Annotated in this window: 19 protein-coding genes; 13 read left to right on the plus strand and 6 right to left on the minus strand. The window is 63.9% G+C overall.

The genetic code is table 11. The features are described 5' to 3' along the window. Positions 1-7 precede the first annotated feature (7 nt). A complete protein-coding gene (locus Q2941_RS24665; protein ID WP_458193980.1) occupies positions 8-550 on the plus strand; it encodes an NADPH-dependent FMN reductase in 543 nt (180 codons plus the stop codon). Positions 551-633: 83 nt separating this feature from the next. Beyond that, the gene (locus Q2941_RS24670) at positions 634-1,269 is read left to right on the plus strand and encodes a LysE family translocator (RefSeq protein ID WP_458193981.1); all 636 of its coding nucleotides are present in this window, start codon (positions 634-636) and stop codon (positions 1,267-1,269) included. A gap of 108 nt (positions 1,270-1,377) precedes the next feature. Here the strand turns inward: Q2941_RS24670 and Q2941_RS24675 are convergent, their stop codons facing one another. Continuing rightward, positions 1,378-2,004, minus strand: a complete 627-nt coding sequence (locus Q2941_RS24675; protein ID WP_458193982.1) for a glutathione S-transferase family protein — start codon at positions 2,002-2,004, stop codon at positions 1,378-1,380. 201 nt (positions 2,005-2,205) lie between these two features. On the opposite strand from Q2941_RS24675, the gene pyrE reads away from it, so the two are divergent. Together pyrE and Q2941_RS24685 are read left to right on the plus strand one after the other, a co-directional pair. Continuing rightward, positions 2,206-2,769, plus strand: a complete 564-nt coding sequence (gene pyrE, locus Q2941_RS24680; protein ID WP_027520836.1) for an orotate phosphoribosyltransferase — start codon at positions 2,206-2,208, stop codon at positions 2,767-2,769. Between the two features lie 167 nt (positions 2,770-2,936). After that, a complete protein-coding gene (locus Q2941_RS24685) occupies positions 2,937-3,743 on the plus strand; it encodes a DUF2865 domain-containing protein (protein WP_458193983.1) in 807 nt (268 codons plus the stop codon). Positions 3,744-3,752: 9 nt separating this feature from the next. Here Q2941_RS24685 and Q2941_RS24690 read toward each other — a convergent pair whose 3' ends face one another. Continuing rightward, positions 3,753-4,184: a hypothetical protein gene (locus tag Q2941_RS24690; protein WP_027520838.1), complete on the minus strand. Its 432-nt coding sequence runs from the start codon at positions 4,182-4,184 to the stop codon at positions 3,753-3,755. Positions 4,185-4,367: 183 nt separating this feature from the next. Between Q2941_RS24690 and Q2941_RS24695 the strand changes: the two genes are divergently transcribed. Next, positions 4,368-4,658 carry a GIY-YIG nuclease family protein gene (locus Q2941_RS24695; RefSeq protein ID WP_254109998.1) on the plus strand — a complete coding sequence of 97 codons (291 nt, stop codon included), beginning with the start codon at positions 4,368-4,370 and terminating at the stop codon, positions 4,656-4,658. Positions 4,659-4,726: 68 nt separating this feature from the next. Here the strand turns inward: Q2941_RS24695 and Q2941_RS24700 are convergent, their stop codons facing one another. After that, a complete protein-coding gene (locus Q2941_RS24700; RefSeq protein ID WP_458193984.1) occupies positions 4,727-4,960 on the minus strand; it encodes a hypothetical protein in 234 nt (77 codons plus the stop codon). Positions 4,961-5,197: 237 nt separating this feature from the next. Between Q2941_RS24700 and Q2941_RS24705 the strand changes: the two genes are divergently transcribed. The 3 genes from Q2941_RS24705 to Q2941_RS24715 all read left to right on the plus strand — a co-directional run bounded on the left by Q2941_RS24705 (position 5,198) and on the right by Q2941_RS24715 (position 8,980). Then, a complete protein-coding gene (locus Q2941_RS24705; RefSeq protein ID WP_458193990.1) occupies positions 5,198-7,723 on the plus strand; it encodes a glycogen/starch/alpha-glucan phosphorylase in 2,526 nt (841 codons plus the stop codon). 95 nt (positions 7,724-7,818) lie between these two features. Beyond that, positions 7,819-8,160, plus strand: a complete 342-nt coding sequence (locus tag Q2941_RS24710) for a hypothetical protein (protein ID WP_458193985.1) — start codon at positions 7,819-7,821, stop codon at positions 8,158-8,160. Positions 8,161-8,164: 4 nt separating this feature from the next. Beyond that, a complete protein-coding gene (locus Q2941_RS24715) occupies positions 8,165-8,980 on the plus strand; it encodes an acyl-CoA thioesterase (RefSeq protein WP_458193986.1) in 816 nt (271 codons plus the stop codon). A 166-nt stretch (positions 8,981-9,146) separates the two neighbouring features. Here Q2941_RS24715 and Q2941_RS24720 read toward each other — a convergent pair whose 3' ends face one another. The 3 genes from Q2941_RS24720 to Q2941_RS24730 form a co-directional block, all read right to left on the minus strand. Further along, entirely contained in the window at positions 9,147-10,763 is a 1,617-nt protein-coding gene (locus Q2941_RS24720; RefSeq protein WP_027520843.1) for a phosphoenolpyruvate carboxykinase, read from the minus strand. 298 nt (positions 10,764-11,061) lie between these two features. Beyond that, on the minus strand, positions 11,062-13,647 hold the full coding sequence (locus Q2941_RS24725; protein WP_254109994.1) for a CHAT domain-containing tetratricopeptide repeat protein: 2,586 nt from the start codon (positions 13,645-13,647) through the stop codon (positions 11,062-11,064). 81 nt (positions 13,648-13,728) lie between these two features. Next, complete coding sequence (locus tag Q2941_RS24730) at positions 13,729-14,466, minus strand: HugZ family pyridoxamine 5'-phosphate oxidase (RefSeq protein WP_458193987.1); 738 nt, start codon at positions 14,464-14,466, stop codon at positions 13,729-13,731. Positions 14,467-14,711: 245 nt separating this feature from the next. Between Q2941_RS24730 and Q2941_RS24735 the strand changes: the two genes are divergently transcribed. The 5 genes from Q2941_RS24735 to Q2941_RS24755 all read left to right on the plus strand — a co-directional run bounded on the left by Q2941_RS24735 (position 14,712) and on the right by Q2941_RS24755 (position 18,708). Then, on the plus strand, positions 14,712-15,413 hold the full coding sequence (locus Q2941_RS24735) for a response regulator transcription factor (RefSeq protein WP_027520846.1): 702 nt from the start codon (positions 14,712-14,714) through the stop codon (positions 15,411-15,413). Positions 15,414-15,514: 101 nt separating this feature from the next. Continuing rightward, the gene (locus Q2941_RS24740) at positions 15,515-17,317 is read left to right on the plus strand and encodes a stimulus-sensing domain-containing protein (protein ID WP_458193988.1); all 1,803 of its coding nucleotides are present in this window, start codon (positions 15,515-15,517) and stop codon (positions 17,315-17,317) included. After that, complete coding sequence (locus Q2941_RS24745; RefSeq protein ID WP_027520848.1) at positions 17,314-17,763, plus strand: HPr kinase/phosphorylase; 450 nt, start codon at positions 17,314-17,316, stop codon at positions 17,761-17,763. Before Q2941_RS24740 ends, Q2941_RS24745 begins: the two co-directional genes overlap by 4 nt. 208 nt (positions 17,764-17,971) lie before the next feature. Further along, a complete protein-coding gene (locus tag Q2941_RS24750) occupies positions 17,972-18,373 on the plus strand; it encodes a PTS sugar transporter subunit IIA (RefSeq protein WP_011090868.1) in 402 nt (133 codons plus the stop codon). Continuing rightward, positions 18,370-18,708: an HPr family phosphocarrier protein gene (locus Q2941_RS24755; protein WP_458193989.1), complete on the plus strand. Its 339-nt coding sequence runs from the start codon at positions 18,370-18,372 to the stop codon at positions 18,706-18,708. The genes Q2941_RS24750 and Q2941_RS24755 overlap by 4 nt, the downstream gene beginning before the upstream one ends. Positions 18,709-18,884: the final 176 nt, after the last annotated feature.

The raw sequence follows: 18,884 nt of genomic DNA on the forward strand, positions 1-18,884 counted from the left end.
CACCCTGATGAAGATCGCAACGATCTCCGGCAGCTTGCGCGCCGGCTCGAGCAATACGGCTGCGTTGCGTGCAGCGGCCCTGCTCGCGCCTGTTGGCGTCGAAATGGTAGCCTTCGAAGGAATTGCGGGCCTGCCCTTCTTCAATCCGGATCTCGATAGCAATGACGTGCCCGCCCCCGCCGGGGCAATGCGCAACCTCATCGGAAGCGTGGATGGCCTCCTGATCTCCAGCCCCGAATATGCTCGCGGTGTCGCCGGCGTCCTGAAGAATGCGCTCGACTGGCTGGTCGGAAGCCATGAATTTCCGGGCAAGCCGGTCGCATTGATCAACACCTCGCCTCGCGCCACGCACGCGCTCGCTGCCCTCACGCTCACCTTGGAGACGATGTCGGCCCGGATCGCACGGGACGCCTGCGTGACGCTGCCCCTGCTCGGCGGCGCCTTCGACGAGCACGGCATCGTCGCAGATCCCGCAATCGCAGAGCCGCTGCGTTCGGCGATGGAGCGTTTTGCGGCGTTCATCCGGAGCGTAGAGGCCGACGCGTCCTAGCAAATTGTCCTCCGTGCAATTGCGGGATGGCGACGCGAGCCCTCGCATATTAGAACCGGTGTATCTCCCGCACGAGTTCACCGATGCCCCCCACATCCGCCCTGCTCGGCTTTGCCCTCGTCTGCCTCGGCCTCGTGCTGACGCCTGGGCCGAACATGATCTATCTGATCTCGCGCTCGATCACGCAGGGGCCGGCGGCCGGCATCGTCTCGCTCGGCGGCGTGGCGCTGGGCTTCGTGTTCTACATGCTGTGCGCGGCGTTTGGCATCACCGCGCTGCTGCTCGCCATTCCCTTCGCCTATGACGCGCTGCGCCTCGCCGGCGCCGGCTATCTCTTCTGGCTCGCCTGGCAGGCGGTGAAGCCGGGCGGCCGCTCGCCGTTCCAGGTGAGGAAGCTTGAGATCGACAGCCCGCGAAAACTGTTCGCGATGGGCTTTGTCACCAACCTGCTCAATCCCAAGATCGCGATGCTCTATCTGGCGCTGCTGCCGCAGTTCATCAACCCCGCCGCTGGCAGCGTGCTGACACAGTCGCTGGTGCTGGGTGCCATCCAGATCGCGATCAGCGTCAGCGTCAACGCGATCATCGCGCTCGCCGCCGGCTCGATCGCGCTGTGCCTGGCAACGCGACCGAGCTGGATGCTGGTGCAGCGCTGGCTGATGGGTACGGTGCTCGCCGGACTTGCCGTGCGCATGGCGGTGGAAGCGAAGCGGGTGTGACGCGCAGGCGCAGGCGGGGCATCCAGTACGCCGCGGCTTGTCGGTTCTAGTTCGACCGTCTCTGGACTACTGGATCGTCCGGTCAAGCCGGGCGATGACAGCGTCAAATCAATCCAGTTTCGCCTCCATCCCCCGCTTCACCGCGGGGCGCGCCATCAGGGCCTCGTACCAGCGCTTCACGTTGGGAAAGTCCGCGAGCTCCACCTTGTGGCGCGGGTGGCGCCAGGCCCAACCCAGGATGGCGAAATCGGCGACCGAGAGATCGCCCGCGACGAAATCTCGGCCCTCGAGCCGGCGATCCAGCACGCCGTAGAGACGGCGCGTCTCGGCCATGTAGCGCTTCAACCCATAGGCGCGGTCCTGCTCGTTCTCGAGCGCAATGAAATGATGCACCTGGCCGGGCATCGGCCCGAAGCCGCCCATCTGCCACATCAGCCATTCGTAGACGGGTATGCGCTCGGCAAGCGACTTCGGCAGGAATTTGCCGGTCTTCTCGCCGAGATAGAGCAGGATCGCACCGGATTCGAACACGCTGACGGGCTTCCCGTCCGGCCCCTCGGGGTCGACGATCGCGGGGATCTTGTTGTTCGGGCTGAGCTTGAGGAACTCGGGCGCCATCTGCTCGCCCTTGGTGATGTTCACCGGGAAGACCTTGTAAGGGAGCCCTATTTCCTCCAGCGCGACCGAGATTTTTCGGCCGTTTGGCGTATTCCAGGTGTGGAGCTCGATGGTCATTGCCGGTTTCCTTCCCGCTTTGTCTGGCATCCCACTACTCCAGGACATCGCGGCCTTACAACCAGCGGTACGGCATGGTGGCTGTCCCGCCGGCGCGGACGATGCCCTGTTGACGGTGGTTTTGCGGGCCAAACCCCTCTGGCATGTCGGCTCGGTGACGGATAAATTCCGCCTCCTCCAAAAGAGCCCCAGAGGACCGTCGTGTCGAAATCAGCCTCCCGCGCCCGCTTGTTCGAAATCATCCGCCGGCGCTCCTTCGGCCGCGGCGAGGTGACGCTCGCATCGGGCCGCAAGAGCGATTTCTATTTCAACCTGAAGCCGACCATGCTCGACCCCGAAGGGGCGACGCTGCTGGCCGAGCTCACCTATGAGGCTCTGAAGGACGACCAGCTCGATTTCATCGGCGGCCTGGAGATGGGCGCGGTGCCACTGGCCGGTGCGCTCGCGCAGATCTCCTGGATCAAGGGCCATCCGATCGCGGCCTTCTTCGTGCGCAAGAAGCCGAAGGAGCACGGCGCCAAGCTCGCGATCGAAGGCCTTGCCAAGGGCGAGACGCTGGAAGGCAAGCGCGTCGTGATCGTCGAGGACGTCACCACCACCGGCGGCTCGGCGCTGAAGGCCGTGGAATCCGTGCGCGAGGCCGGCGCCAATGTGGTGCTGGTGCTGACCATGGTCGACCGCGAGGAAGGCGCCAACGACACCTTCGGCCAGGCCGGCCTGCCGTTCCGCTCGCTCTACAAGGCGTCGGAATTTTTGAAGAGCTGAGGCAGCAAGGCTCTCTCCATTGTCTTGCCCGGGCTTGTCCCCGGCCTTGACGCGATTCGATCCAACAACCGCCACGGTCACCGCTCATTTACTATCCGGCACTATGGTGAATCAGCGCTGAGACACGTTGTTCTCGGTGGGGTTCGTTGCGTCTGGTGGAGTGGGCATTGCGTACAGATTTGTCCAAGGTGCGTTGGCCGCACCGCGCGATACTCGTGGCCGCAGCCGTTGCGGCACCGCTTCTCGTGGCGCCAGCCCCCGTGTCCGCCGAAGGCCTGTTCGACTTCTTTTTCAACGCACTCCAGCGTCCGCAGCGCAGCGCGCCGCAGCCGAGTTCCTACATCGATCCCTTCGCGGCAGCGCAGCCGATTGGGCCCGCCCAGGATTCGCCCACGCGATCGGCCGCCGGCGGATCGGGCCCGGCCTTCTGCGTGCGCACCTGCGACGGCAAGTATTTTCCGCTCATGCGCGGCGTGGCCTCGCCGGCGCAGATGTGTCAGGCGTTCTGTCCTGCCACCACGACCAAAATCTATTTCGGCTCCAGCATCGACGGTGCCGCTTCGCAGACCGGCGAGCGCTATGCCGACAGCGAGAACGCGTTCGCCTTCCGCAAGGCGCTGCGCGCGGACTGCACCTGCAATGGCCGCGAGCCGGTCGGACTTGCGCCGGTGGACCTTGCTCTCGATACGTCGCTGAAGGCCGGCGACGTGATCGCGACGAGTGACGGTCTGGTCGCCTATACCGGCGTCCGCCTTGGCAACGAGCAGGCCGCCGACTTCACGCCGGTCGCCTCCTATCCCGGCCTCACCGCACAGGTCCGCTCCCGCCTCGGCGAGATGAAGGTCGCGCCGGTGCGCGCCGAGACGGTGGCGGCGGATGCGCCACCGCCGGAGATCGTACGCGAGACGCCGCCGGATGTGACGGTGCCGAAGACGCCGACGCAGAAATCGGGCAGGCGCGCGGGGCTGAATTGACGCTTCGCGTCACCGTCCGATGATCACGCCGATCACGTTCGGCGCTGCCAGATATTTCTCCTCGATCGCCGCGCGCGCAGCGGCGCGGTTTTCCGGCGTGAGCAATCCGCGCTTCTCGGCGAGGATCATCCAGCAGAAGCCCCACCAGTCCGTCAGCATGCCCGCATCGTCGACGAGATCATAACCCTGTTCAGCCGCGAAAATGCGCGCCTGCGCCTCGTCGAGCGTGTCGAGGAACAGGTGGTCCTCAGCCGAGAACAGGTCGTCGCTGATGTCGTCGATGGTGTAGCCCCAGATCGACTGGCAAACCGCGTTGAACTCGCGATCGATCTGATCGTCATCGACCGCGTAGCGCCGCGCCGCCTGATGCAGCCGCGACAGCGAGCGCGCGAAGTCGCCAATTCGGGTGAGGGCGAATTGATCAAAGGCAATGGTGGACATGTAGTCCTCGCGAAATCGGACAGACGCTAGATATTGTGTCGGCAATGCGCCGAATCACAATGATATATCAAAGACTTGCTAAATTGTTCTTAATTTGTTCCGATGACCTTTGAAGCCGTCGTCCTGGCGAAAGCCAGGACCCATTATCCCGGTCAGCGTTGTCTTTGCGAGGTTGAGCCAGCCATGAGCACAGGCAGCTACTACGTCTACATCCTGGCGAGTCGACATCACGGCACTCTCTACATCGGCATCACCAACGACATTCGTGCACGGCTCGAGCAGCATCGCTCCGGTCGCGGGTCGAAGTTCGTCCTGAAATACAAGATATTCCGCCTTGTGCACGTCGAAGCATTCGCTACTCCGCAAGAGGCCATTGCGCGCGAGAAGCAACTCAAGTTCTGGAAACGCGACTGGAAGATCAAGCTGATCGAGCAGGAAAATCCCGACTGGAACGACCGGTCGGGCCTCATCTGACAGTTGGGGTAATGGGTCCTGGCTTTCGCCAGGACGACCAGATGGAGAGAGCTTTTGCGCCTAACTTCTCAATTCGCCGCCGACAGCATCCTGTCGCCGCAATAGCTCGCGTAGAACCTGCCGCCGCATTGGCGCTTGATGGCGGCGCAGCGTGCGGCTGGCGTGGCGTTTTGCGGCAGGGAGAATGCGCAACTCACGCCGTCAGCGCTGCGGCCGATCTTGTCGGCGGCAAAGGCGGCGCTGGAGGCAGTGATGCAGATGACGAGCAGGGCGGCCGTGGTGATTTCGATCGGCAGTCTCATGGGCGTATCCTCCCTCCACACCAAGGGCTGAATCCTCCACCAATTTAGCACGAAATCCGCGTCTCTCCGTGCGCGACCGGGTTCCCAAAGCGGCCCATTCCTTGCATAAATTTGCGCCAGCGCAGTGCACGGTCGCGCCGGCGATGGTTCCGCTTCCGCGACGAGCCGCGTAAGGTTTGCCGCGCAAGATTTGGCGCGTAAGCTTGTTCCGTGTCCCGAGACCAGGAAGTGACTGTTTTGCAAGAGCAATCGTTCCAGCCGAATTTTCCCGCAGCCGGTCAGCCCATCGACGAACTGGCGCTGACGGAGATCAAGGGCGCGATCCTGGCAAAGCTGCGCCTTGCCATCGGCAAGGACGCGGGCATGGCGACCAGGCACGACTGGTACCAGGCCGCAGCTCTCGCGCTGCGCGATCGTATCGTGCATCGCTGGCTCAGCGCGGAAAAGCGCAGCTACGATGCCGGGCGCAAACGCGTCTACTATCTCTCGCTCGAATTTTTGATCGGCCGTCTCTTCACCGACGCGCTGAACAACATGGGCCTGCTCAATATCTTCGAGGTCGCACTCGGCGATCTCGGCGTCTCGCTCCCTGAGCTGCGCAAGTGCGAGCCGGATGCCGCGCTCGGCAATGGCGGTTTGGGGCGGCTCGCGGCCTGCTTCATGGAGAGCATGGCGACGCTGTCGATCCCCGCGATCGGCTATGGCATCCGCTATGATTACGGCCTGTTCCGCCAGATCATCAATCAGGGCTGGCAGCAGGAATATCCGGACGAATGGCTGAGCTTTGGCAACCCCTGGGAATTGCAGCGGCCGGAGGTCGTCTATCACGTCCATTTCGGCGGCGGCGTCGAGCATGTCGACGACAAGGGCCGCGACCGCTCGATCTGGCATCCTGCCGAGACCGTACAGGCGATCGCCTATGACACGCCGATCGTCGGCTGGCGCGGCCAGCACGTCAATGCGCTGCGGCTGTGGTCGGCGCGCTCGCCCGATCCGCTGAAGCTCGACGTGTTCAATTCGGGCGACTATGTCAGCGCCTCGTCCGAGCAGGCGCGCGCCGAAGCGATCTGCAAGTTCCTCTACCCGAATGACGAGAGCCCGGCGGGCCGCGAGCTGCGCTTGCGACAGGAGTATTTCTTCGTCTCGGCCTCGCTCCAGGATCTCGTCAAGCGGCATCTCTCCGCCGACGGACAGTTGCGCAGCCTGGCGATGAAGGTCGCGGTGCAGCTCAACGACACGCATCCGTCCCTTGCCGTGACCGAATTGATGCGGATCCTGATCGACCTGCACAATTTCCGCTGGGACGAGGCGTGGAAGATTACGGTCGCCACGCTGTCCTACACCAACCACACGCTGCTACCGGAAGCGCTCGAAACCTGGCCGGTCGAGCTGTTCGAGCGGCTGTTGCCGCGGCATCTCGAGATCATCTACCGCATCAACGTCCAGCATCTGGCGCTGGCCGAAGCGCGCTGCCCCGGCGACATCGACTTCCGCGCCTCGGTCTCGCTGATCGACGAGAGGAGCGGCCGTCGCGTGCGTATGGGCCAGCTCGCCTTCGTCGGCTCGCACCGCATCAACGGCGTCTCGGCGATGCATTCGGACCTGATGCGCGAGACCGTGTTCCACGATCTCAACCATCTCTATCCCGGCCGCATCACCAACAAGACCAACGGCATCACTTTCCGCCGCTGGCTGATGCTGGCGAACCCGAAGCTCACCGACCTCTTGCGCGAGGCTTGCGGCGACGCCGTGCTCGACGATCCCACGCAATTGACGCTGCTGGAAGCGCGCGCCAGCGACGTCGCGTTCCAGCAAAAATTCCGCGCGGTCAAGCATCACAACAAGACGGCGCTCGCGCGCGTGATCGGCGAGCGGCTCGGCATCAAGGTCGACCCGAGCGCGCTGTTCGATGTGCAGATCAAGCGCATTCACGAATACAAGCGCCAGCTCCTCAACATCATCGAGACGGTCGCACTGTACCAGGCGATCAAGGACAACCCCAACGGCAACTGGGTGCCGCGGGTGAAGATTTTTGCCGGCAAGGCGGCGGCGAGCTACCGCTACGCAAAGCTGATCATCAAGCTGATCAACGACGTCGCCGAGGTCGTCAACAACGATCCCGCGATCGGCGGTAAGCTCAAGGTCGCCTTCCTGCCCGACTATAACGTCAGCCTCGCCGAGGTGATCATTCCCGCGGCCGATCTCTCCGAGCAGATCTCGACCGCCGGCATGGAAGCCTCCGGCACCGGCAACATGAAGCTGGCGCTGAACGGCGCGATCACCATCGGCACGCTCGACGGCGCCAATATCGAGATCCGCGACCATGTCGGCGCGGAGAACATCGCGATCTTCGGCATGGAGGCCGGCGACGTGATGATCCGGCGCAAGCAGGGCCTCGATGCGGCGGACGTGATCCGCAAATCCCCGCAGCTCTCGCGCGCCATCAATTCGATCGGCGTCGGCGAGTTCTCGCCCGGCGATCCCGGCCGCTTCGAATCCATCGCGCATGCGCTGCGGTATCTCGACCACTACATGGTCAGCGCCGATTTCGATTCCTACTACGAGGCGCAGCGTGGCATCGACGCGCGCTGGCAGGTGGCGCCGGCCTGGACACGGGCCTCCATCCTCAACGTTGCGCGCATGGCCTGGTTCTCCTCCGACCGCACCATCCGCGAATATGCCGAGGAGATCTGGAACGTGCCGGTGCATCCGATCACGCCCGCTTTTCAGGAAGCAGAGGATCAGCGCGGCGCAACGGGCTGATTTTTCCGCGGCACGGAAGCGATTGCTCCCGAGGTCATTGATTTGGCAGGATAGCCATCATACTACGGTATGAGCCCTTCTGGCCGGAGTAAATCATGTCTGTTGGCGAGTATGTCAGCCCTGACGGGCAGCTTCGGCTGCTCGTCATTTGTCCCGACGGGGACTGGACACTGGGCTTCGACGGATTTCCTTGGCACACGCACGGCAGCATCCTTGCCAGTCTCTCCGGGAAGGATGAGGAATCCGCCATCGACGACTTCGTTGCCGATCTAACCAGCGGCAAGAGCGCCATCGCGATGAAGCGCATAAGTGGCTCGGTGGCGGATGTCTGGGTCACAGACGATCCGGCGGACGATCTTTCGGGATCGCAAAAATATGGTCCCGATGATGAGACGATGGAATTTCGTCTTTGGAACGGAAGCGCAGTGAAGGTTTAATTCAATGCACGCCAAGCTCCCGCACCTCTTCGACGAGGCCACCCGCGTCACCGCCGGCGACAGTTGCTGGCAGGGACACACCAGCGACGACTACTGGGCCTTTGTCGGCCCGTTCGGCGGCGCCACAGCCGCGACGATCTTGCGCGCGCTGATCGACCATCCGCAGGCGGCCGGCGACCCGCTTTCGGTGACCGTGAACTACTGCGCGCCGATCGCGAGGGGCTCGTTCGATCTCGACGTGCGGTTGGTGAAGGCCAATCGCTCCAGCCAGCACTGGTGCGTCGAGCTGTCACAAGGCGGCGGCGAGGTCGCAACGCTGGCGACCGCCGTGTTTGCCGAACGCCGTCCATCCTGGTCGCATCAGGTGGCGAAGTTTCCCGACGCGACGCCGTTCGAACAGACGCTGCCCTTTCCCAAGATCAAGGCGTCCTGGGCCAACCAGTACGAATTCCGGTTCGTCGAGGGCGAGATGCGGAACGGCCCGCCGCAGACCGAGCCGGCCAGCGCCTATTCGAAAGTCTGGATCAGCGATCGCACGCCGCGCAAACTCGACATGCTCTCGCTGATGGCGATGTCGGACGCGTTCTTCGGCCGCATCTTCCACGCGCGGCGCGAACTGGTGCCGTTCGGCACGGTGTCACTGACGACCTATTTTCACACCGACGCGGAGGAGCTTGCCGCCGAGGACATCACGCGCGTGCTCGCCACCGCCGATGGCAAGATCTTTCACAAGAGCTACGGCGATCAGACCGGCGAGCTGTGGTCGCCGAACGGCCGCCTGCTCGCGACCACGACTCAGATCGCGTATTTCAAGGCGTAGCTGCTTCCGCAAGCTCGTCATTGCGAGCGCAGCGAAGCAATCCAGGATCCCTCCGCGGAACGACTCTGGATTGCTTCGCTGCGCTCGCAATGACGGTTGAGAGATGGCACCGAATACAAGAAGGGCGGCCTCGCGGCCGCCCTCTTATATTCAGAACAGAGCAAACCTACTCCGCCGCGAGCTTCACGTCCGGCGCGGCGGCGCGGACTTCGGCGTCGACCTGGGCCTCGAACTTGGCAAAATTCTTCTGGAACATGCCGACCAGGGCGCGGGCAGTCTTGTCGAACTCGTCCTTGTCCTTCCAGGTGTTGACCGGGTTGAGGATCTCAGCTGGCACGCCCGGCAGCGCAGTCGGGACGGCGAAGCCGAAATACTTGTCGGTGCGGAATTCGACGTTGCGCAAGGAGCCGTCGAGTGCGGCGGTGAGCAGCGCGCGCGTCACCTTGATCGGCATGCGGCTGCCGACACCGTACTTGCCGCCGGTCCACCCCGTGTTGACCAGCCAGCAATCGACATTGTGCTGGGCGATCAGGTCGCGCAGCATGTTGCCGTAGACGGACGGATCAAGCGGCAGGAACGGCGAGCCGAAGCAGGTGGAGAATTCCGGCTGCGGCTCATTGCCGAGACCACGCTCGGTGCCCGCGACCTTCGCGGTATAGCCGGACAGGAAGTGATACATCGCCTGCGCCGGCGAGAGCTTTGCGATCGGCGGCAGTACGCCGAAGGCGTCGGCGGCGAGCATCACCACGTTCTTCGGCTGCGGCGCGCGGCCGGTGCGCGAGGCGTTCGGGATGAAATCGAGCGGATAGGCCGAGCGCGTGTTCTCGGTCTTGGAGCCGTCGTCGAAATCGACCACGCGGTTGTCGTCGTCGAGCACGCAGTTCTCGAGCACCGCGCCGAAGCGCGTCGAGGCGGCATGGATCTCGGGCTCGGCTTCCTTCGACAGCTTGATGCACTTGGCGTAGCAGCCGCCCTCGAAGTTGAACACGCCGTTCGGGCCCCAGCCGTGCTCGTCGTCACCGATCAGCGTGCGGTTCGGATCGGCCGACAGCGTCGTCTTGCCCGTGCCGGACAGGCCGAAGAAGATCGCGGTGTCGCCCCTGGCGCCGACATTGGCCGAGCAGTGCATCGGCATCACGCCACGCTCGGGCAGGTAATAGTTCAGCGTGGTGAAGACCGACTTCTTCATCTCGCCGGCATAGTACGAGCCGCCGATCAGCACGATCTTGCGCGCGAAGTCGATCGCGACGACGTTCTCCGACTTGCAGCCGTGACGTTTCGGATCGGCGCGGAAGCTCGGCATGTCGATGATGGTGAGCTCGGGCACGAAGGTCGAGAGCTCGATCGCCTCGGGGCGGATCAGGAGCGTGCGGATGAACAGCGAGTGCCAGGCGAGCTCGGTGAAGACGCGGGTCTTGATCCGGTAGGCCGGATCGGCGCCGCCATAGAGGTCCTGCGCGAACAGGCTCTTGCCCTCGGCGTGCTTGAGGAAATCCTGATAGAGCGTCTCGAACTGCTCCGCGGTGATCGACTGATTGCCGGCCCACCACATCTTCTTGTCGGTGGTGGCGTCGCGCACCGTGAACTTGTCTTTCGGGCTGCGGCCGGTGAATTCACCGGTGTCCGCGCAGAGCGCGCCATCAGCGGAGAGCACCGCTTCTCCGGCAGAGAGCGAGTGCTGATAAAGTTGTGGCGCGCCGAGGTTCCAGTGAACCCGCTTGAGATTCTTTAAGCCGAATTTATCGGCGCCGAAGGCACCGTTGCGCACGCCCGTCTCTTGCACGAAAAATCCTCCTAGAACCCGCATTACTGGCGCGATCATCTTTGAGCGCCATCCATCGCGGCCACCGTGAATAATAGGCCGTCCGGCCTCGGCTGGACGACCTAATACTGATGAACGCTGGCGTTGCCAAGCCGATCCCGCAGGATTTGGTTTATTCAAGGGCCGGGCCAAAAGTCGCGCATGCCTACCCTGAAGCCCGTGCGTCGAAAACGATCAATGATCGCGCAACCAAATGGGCAAATCAGCGTTGTCCAGGATTTTGCAACGCACAATCCGCCACTGTTTTTCCAGCGCTGTTCTATCGTACCGCACCTTCTCCGATCAGCGCGAAGGGCGCCCAGATCGCAGGATAGGCATTGCGCGGTGAGGAGGCGTCATCGAGATAGGTTAACATTGCGCGCCGCAATGCTTCGGCACGGCCGATTGCTGGTTCGTTTTTGAGCAAGTCGAAAGTCGATGTGGTCAGCCGGGTGGCGGCCTCGGAATCCACTGCCCAATGCGAGACCAGAAGTGCACGCGCGCCGGCATAGAAGAACGCGCGCGCCAGTCCCGATAAAGCTTCCGCACCCGGCTTGTCACCGGCGATGGTGTTGCACGCCGAGAGCACGACCCAGTCTGCATTGAGCTTGAGCTGCGCGACTTCGCTTGCGGTAAGCAGGCCGTCGTCGAAATCGCTCGGCTGATCCGGCATCGAGAGCGCAAGCGAGGGCTCGCCCAATCCCTTGACGTCGCCGGCGACGAGGCCATGGGTGGCGAAATAGATGATGCTGTATTGGGCAAGCGCTGCCCGCTTCAGCGTCGTCTCGCTGGCATCGCGGCCGAGGTGGACATCGGCGTCGGCAGCACCGACGTCCTTCGCCACGGCACCAAGCTCGTCTGCCGTATCGGGCAGCTGTGGCAGTGCCTGGGCGAGCCGCGCGCGATCGACGCCGGCGCCGCGCCAGAAATCGGTATAGGCGAGCGTCGCAATGCTGCGCGCGACGGTCTTCGTGGCGCGCCGGTCCGCGGGCGCCTCCTGCGTGGGATTGAACAGGGGATCGCCAAAGCCGGTCATCGGCTTGACGCTCTGATCCCTGCGCGCAAACGCGCGCAGGGACTTCAGGCTGACCACCGAGGGCAACACCGAGACCGCCTGGCGCCGCAACAGCCACGCGGCGCCGCGATAGCCTTCGAGCGTATCGGGTATCGCAGCTTGCGGCTTCTCGGTGACGAGCAGATGAAACGGCAGTGCCGTCAGCGCACCGGAGGGGACCACGAGCAGGCTGCGCTTGTCCTTTGTAAGCGCCTCGACTGGCCCGAGCAGCGTCACATAGAGCTCGTTGGCGAGCGCAAGATCGAACAGCCCCGACTTATCAGAGGAAGCGCGGGCCTTGCCGACATCGAGCCCCTTGCGGAACGCCGAGACCTTTTGCGCGAGCGCGTCGGTGCCGAGCGGAATCCGTTTCCAGTCGACGCCTTCGCGCGTAATCGCGATGACATAGCTCTCCTTGTCGATGACAGAGAAGAGTGCCATCGCTTCGTCGGCCGATAGCAGCGCCTGGATCTCTTTGACCGCCAGCGGCAGTGGATTGGAGAGCGAGGCATAATCCGGGAATTCGACGGCAAGTGTTTTCTGCAAGCTCGCGCGCTCGCTCGCGATCGCCGCAAGGCGTTGCCGGTTGCGCTGCTCGGTGGCCGCATCGCGCTGCGCGGACTGCTTTGACACCGCGGCGATGATCGCCTTGTCCAGTGTATCGGCCTCTGCGGCGAGATCCTGATCCCGCCGCACCAGTTCGGCGAGCCGGTCGCTGCCGGCCGCGAGCCGCACCGCGAGCTTGTTCACGGCCGACGCGGCAGAGGACTGCGTGCCGCGCTGGATGGCGGCGAGCGCGTCATCCAGCGACTTGTCGTCAGCCAGCAATTGCTGCTGCCGCGCGGCCAACAGGACCGGCAGCACGACGCGGAGCTGTGCGCGATTGTTGGCGAGCGTCCTCTGCACGAGCGGCAGCGCTTCGGCGGTGCGTCCCGAGGCCTGGAGGAAATAGGCAAGATTGCTGGTCGAGGTCGCGACATCGGGATGATCAGGACCAAGCGCACGCTCGCGGATCGACAGCCCGCGGCGATAAAGCGGTTCGGCATCCGCATAGCGCTGCTCGTGCTCATAGAGCCCGGCAAGATTGTTCAGCGAGCGCGCAACATCCGGATGATCGGCGCCCAGCACCTTTTCGCGGATCGCTAGCGAGCGCTTGATCGGCGCTTCGGCATCCGCATCGCGGTTGAGATCGCGATAGAGCTGGCCGAGATTGTTGAGCAGCGTCGCGACCGCCGGATGCTCGGGACCGCCGGCCTTCTGGTAGATCGCGAGCGCGCGCTGAAACAACGGTTCGGCGTCGGCATAGCGTTCCTGCTTCACATAGAGCGTGGCGAGATTGTTGAGGGACTGGCCGACATCGGGATGCTCGCGCGGCAACGTCTTTTCGCGGATGGCAAGCGCACGCTTGAACAGCGGCTCGGCCTCAGCGAAGCGTTGCTGACGTTGATAGAGCGCGGCAAGGTTGTTCAGCTCGGGCGCGATCTCCGGCGTGTCGAGGCCGAGAGATTTTTCCAGCAAAGCGACCGCGCGCTTGTAGAGCGGCTCGGCCTGGTCGTCATGACCTTGCGCGGCGTAGATCTGCGCGAGATTGTTCAGCGCACCGGCGAGGTCGCGGGTGTTGTTGCCCTTCTCGAGGCTTGCCACCATGGCCTGCGCCAGTGACAAGGCTTCCGCATATTTGCCGGCGCGACTGAGCTCGTTGATCTTGGCGCTTTGCGCGGCGAGATTCTGCGCCGTGGCGGAAGTGGCGAAGGATGCGCCGAGCGCGAGCGCAAGGCCCGCCGCCAGCGCCAAACGTCCATATCGTGTCATGAAAACTCTCGCTGCCGACCCGGGCCAAATTGCTTGACCATGGGTCGCAGCGAGGAGCGCCGCCGTTCAAGCCGGCTGTTGCTAACCGCCCTTGGCCCGCGCCTCACCCGCCAGTCTGACCAGCATCTTGCGCAGCGCGTTGCCGTCAGTCACCCGCTCGGGGAACTCGAGCCGCAGCACGGCCTGTTCCGACTGCATATCGATCCCCTCAGGATCGCAGCCGGTACAGCGCCAGTCGCCCTCGGCCGCGCCGAGCAGTTTTGTCGCATACAGAGCCATGGTGTCGCGATGGTCGGCATTCATGTGCGCGACCGCGCCCTCCTCGGCTACAAGCAGCTCATCGGCGCCAGCGAGGTCCGTGAGGAACTGCGCGGGCTTCAGATCGACGATCCGGCCGAATCCGGCAACCAGATGAGTTCCGGACGGCCTGATCCGGAAGAAGGAAAAATCCTTAAACGAAACAAAATCTTCCGCAGATGGATGGGCGGCAAGATAGCGCCGGCGCAGGAGCTCCAGCTCGCCTTCCGTCCCCTGCTCCGCCCGTCCCGACAGCATGATCCGGGCCCCTTCCAGGGGATCGCCGGGGGCGCGCTCATCCAGCATCAACGAGACCCGGCCGTCGGCCAGGATGTTCTTGGTATGCACGGCGAGCCGCGAGATCAGCAGGATCGGCGATGCGTCGGGGTGGCTCGCCAGATTGACGAGGGAGCAATAGGGATCGCCGGTATTGGGCGTCAGGGTCGCGAGCGCCCCCTGCCGGGAGCGCCGCAACAGCGATTTGGCGAGCTTTCCGGGGTCGAAATCGGAGGTCGGTTGCATCTGATTCTCTTCGGTTTTCCGGCTTTTACGGGTTGCAAGGCCGGCCTTTTCGGGGTTAAACGGGGTCCGGTTATGGGTCGGACCACGGCTGCTTCGCCGTGTTTCCAGGGACTTTGGTCACACTTCAGCCCAGCTTGCATTGCTCGGTGACAAGGTTCGAACCCCAGGTTGGGGGCCCATGTACGCGGCGCATCACTTAATTGCTCGCCGTTTTAGATCACGACCCCAACGGAAAGCAGAGGCTCATGCCCACAATCGCTTTGGTCGACGACGACCGCAACATTCTCACATCCGTCTCGATCGCGCTGGAAGCCGAAGGCTACCGCATCATGACGTACACCGACGGCGCCTCTGCGCTGGACGGCTTCCGCACCACGCAGCCCGATCTTGCCATCCTCGACATCAAGATGCCGCGCATGGACGGCATGGAGACGCTGCGGCGGTTGCGCCAGAAATCCGATCTGCCGGTGATCTTCCTCACCTCCAAGGACGAGGAGATCGACGAGCTGTTCGGCCTCAAGATGGGTGCCGACGATTTCATACGCAAACCGTTCTCGCAGCGGCTGCTGGTCGAGCGCGTCAAGGCAGTGCTGCGCCGCTCGGCACCGAAGGATCCGACCGCCGCGCCGAAGGAGAACGACGCCAAGGCGCTCGATCGCGGTCTTCTGCGCATGGATCCCGAACGGCATACCTGCACCTGGAAGAACGAGCCGGTGACGCTGACGGTCACCGAATTCCTGATCCTCCAGGCGCTGGCGACACGGCCCGGCGTGGTGAAGAGCCGCAACGCGCTGATGGACGCCGCCTATGATGACCAGGTCTATGTCGACGATCGCACCATCGACAGTCACATCAAGCGGCTGCGCAAGAAGTTCAAAGTGGTCGACAACGAGTTCGAGATGATCGAGACGCTTTACGGCGTCGGCTACCGCTTCAAGGAAGCCTGAGGCGATCGCCTCCTTCGGGGACTTTGCGGACTGACGTTGCCGTCGGTCTCGGCTAAGATGCGGGACCAATCGCACGACCAGTCCTAACGCGGGCGTAAGCATTGCTTGACCGGACGCAGCCTGATGCAAATCTGAACGCCGCCGACGTCACGTCGGCGGGCGTTCAGGAGTATTCGGCCGAGGAGAAGCAGGTCACGCAAGGCTGGCGGCCGCTGAACTGGCTCAAGCGCGCCGGGCAGTTCTTCTTTGCGCTCTCCTTCTCGAGCCTCACCCGCCGCATCGTCTCGCTGAACCTCGCCGGCCTGGTCGCGCTGGTCGCGAGCATCCTTTATCTGTCGCAGTTCCGCGCCGGCCTGATCGACGCGCGCGCGCAGAGCCTTTTGGTGCAGGGCGAGATCATCGCGGGTGCGATCGCGGCCTCCGCGACGGTACAGACCAACGCCATCACCATCGACCCCGACCGGCTGCTCGATCTCAAGCTCGGCGACAGCTATGGCGGGTCCGACGACTATTCGCCGCTGGATTTCCCGATCAATCCGGAGCGCGTGGCGCCGGTGTTGCGCACGCTGATCTCGCCGACCAAGACGCGCGCCCGGATCTACGATCCCAACGGCATCCTCCTGCTCGACAGCCGCAACCTCGAGAACGTGCTGCGCTACGACCTGCCGCCGCCGTCCGAGAAGCCCGGCATTCTCGAACGCGGCATGACCTCGGTGCGCACCTGGCTCAACCGCGGCGACCTGCCGCTCTATCGCGAGCTCGGGCCCGAGAACGGCAATGGCTATGACGAGGTCGGCGATGCGCTGAAGGGCCAGAAGCGGTCGATGGTGCGGGTCAATTCGCGCGGCGAGGTCATCGTCTCGGTCGCGGTCCCCGTGCTGCGCTCGCGCGCCATCCATGGCGCGCTGATGCTGTCAACGCAAGGCGATGACATCGACCAGATGGTCACCGCCGAGCGGCTGGCGATCCTGAAAGTCGGCGGCGTCGCCGCCGCCGTCATGATCATGCTGTCGCTGCTGCTCGCAAGCACGATCGCAGGTCCCGTGCGGCGCCTCGCCGACAGCGCCGAGCGCGTCCGCCGCCGCATCAAGTCCCGCGTCGAGATCCCCGACTTCACCCGCCGCCGCGACGAAATCGGCCATCTCTCCGGCGCGCTGCGCGACATGACCAATGCGCTCTATCGCCGCATCGAGGCGATCGAGATGTTCGCCGCAGACGTCGCGCACGAGCTGAAGAACCCCCTGACCTCGCTGCGCTCGGCGGTCGAGACCTTGCCGCTGGCGCGCAACGACACCAGCCGCGCGCGCCTGCTGGAAGTGATCGAGCACGACGTGAAGCGGCTCGACCGGCTGATCTCGGACATTTCGGATGCGAGCCGGCTCGACGCCGAATTGCAGCGGCAGGATGCGATCCCCGTCAATCTCAGACGCCTGCTGACGACGCTCACCTCGGTCGCCAACGAAACCAAGCTCGGCCACGACGTCGCGGTCGAAACCCGCTTCGAGGGCCGCGGCCCGACCGACGGCCTGTCCGTGAACGGCCACGATTCGCGGCTCGGGCAGGTGATCTCCAATCTCCTGTCGAACGCGCAGTCCTTCTCCGAGCCCGGCAACAAGGTGCGCATGACCTGCCGCCGGGTGCGGATCGAGATCGAGATCGTGGTCGACGATGACGGCCCCGGCATCCGCGAGGACGCGCTGGAGCGCATCTTCGAGCGCTTCTACACCGATCGCCCGCATCAGGGCTTCGGCCAGAACTCCGGCCTCGGCCTGTCGATCTCCAAGCAGATCATCGAGGCCCATGGCGGACGCATCTGGGCGGAAAATCGCGCTGGTCCCGCGGACGCCGACGGCCTGCCCACGGTTGCCGGCGCGCGCTTCGTGGTGAGGCTGCCGGCGCTATGAGCGAGGACAGCGCCAGCGTCCACGCTTCCGCGGTCAAAATCGGGAATAGGGCTGTGCTGATCCGGGGGCCCTCGGGCGCGGGCAAGTCGCGCCTTGCCTTCGATTTGATCATGGCAAGCCGCGCCGGGGTGGTCGAAGCTGCCGTTTTGGTGGGCGATGACCGTGTCCATCTGGCGACACTCGGCAACGAAATTGTGGTCCGCCCTGCCCCTGTCCTGGCCGGCCTGATCGAAATCAGAGGCCTCGGCATCCGCCGCTGTGACTTCGTGGACCATGCGACGGTCGGCCTCGTGGTCGATCTCGCCGCGCCCGACGCGGAGCGCCTGCCACAGCCGGAAGCGCTGAAAACCACCATTTCCGGCGTCGAATTACCGCGAATCCCGGTCGGAGCCGGTTACCAGCCCCTTCCCCTGGTTGTCGCGGTCTTGACCACTACCAAGAGTTAATCTTCCCTTAAGCCGTCCCGCGATTGTTTGAAGGGGAATGGTAACCATATGAGTCCCACTATCGCGACCGAATAGACCGGCGCATTTCCCCTCATCCATCCGTCTAGTTTCAGGGAGATACGCAACATCCCCTCTTGCGCGGGGGCTCTGGATGGTCAAAGTGGCGCGTTCGTGCGGCGCACCAAGAGCGCCCGCGAGGAGTTTTCCGATGATTGGTCTAGTACTTGTGACCCACGGGCGCCTTGCCGACGAATTCAAGGCAGCGCTTGAGCACGTCATGGGCCCACAAAAGCAAATCGAAGCGATCACGATCGGCGCCGAGGATGATTCCGATCTCTGTCGAAGCGACATTATCGAGGCGGTTAATCGCGTCGATTCCGGCGACGGCGTTGCGATCCTCACCGACATGTTCGGCGGCACGCCGTCCAACCTTGCAATATCCTGCATGAGCCGACCCAAGGTCGAAGTGCTCGCGGGCATCAATCTTCCGATGCTGGTTAAGCTCGCCAAGGTGCGCGAGGAGCGCGCGCTGCCCGACGCGATCGCGATGGCCCAGGAAGCGGGCCGCAAATACGTCACCATCGCCAGCCGCGTGCTCGCCGGCAAATGAGCGACGACGCGCCACTCGGAAGTGAGGCCAGTCCTCCTGCGGGAGCCGGCGTGCCCGAAGGGGCGATCTCCAAAGAGCTCCTGATCATCAACAAGCGCGGTCTGCACGCGCGCGCGTCCGCAAAGTTCGTGCAGGCGGTGGAACGCTTCAGCGCGCAGGTCTGGGTGACGCGCGGGGGCGAGACCGTCGGCGGCACCTCGATCATGGGATTGATGATGCTGGCCGCAGGGCCCGGCACGACGATCACCGTCTCAGCCAAAGGCGATGACGCCGAAGCCGCGCTCGCCGCGATCACCGAGCTCGTTGAAAGCAAGTTCAGCGAGGAAGGGACGTAGGCGGCTTCAGCGAATGAAGCTGCCGTAGGGTGTGCAAAGCGAAGCGTGCCCACCATGTCTCCAGTTCTCGACAGAAGTGGTGGGCACGGCGCTTCGCGCCTTTGCCCACCCTCATATGGGGCGTTTTGAGTCAAGGCTGTTGCGGGAGAATGGGTCAGGGTTTTGCTCTGGGAGGG

The sequence above is a fragment of the Bradyrhizobium sp. UFLA05-153 genome (assembly GCF_054185185.1).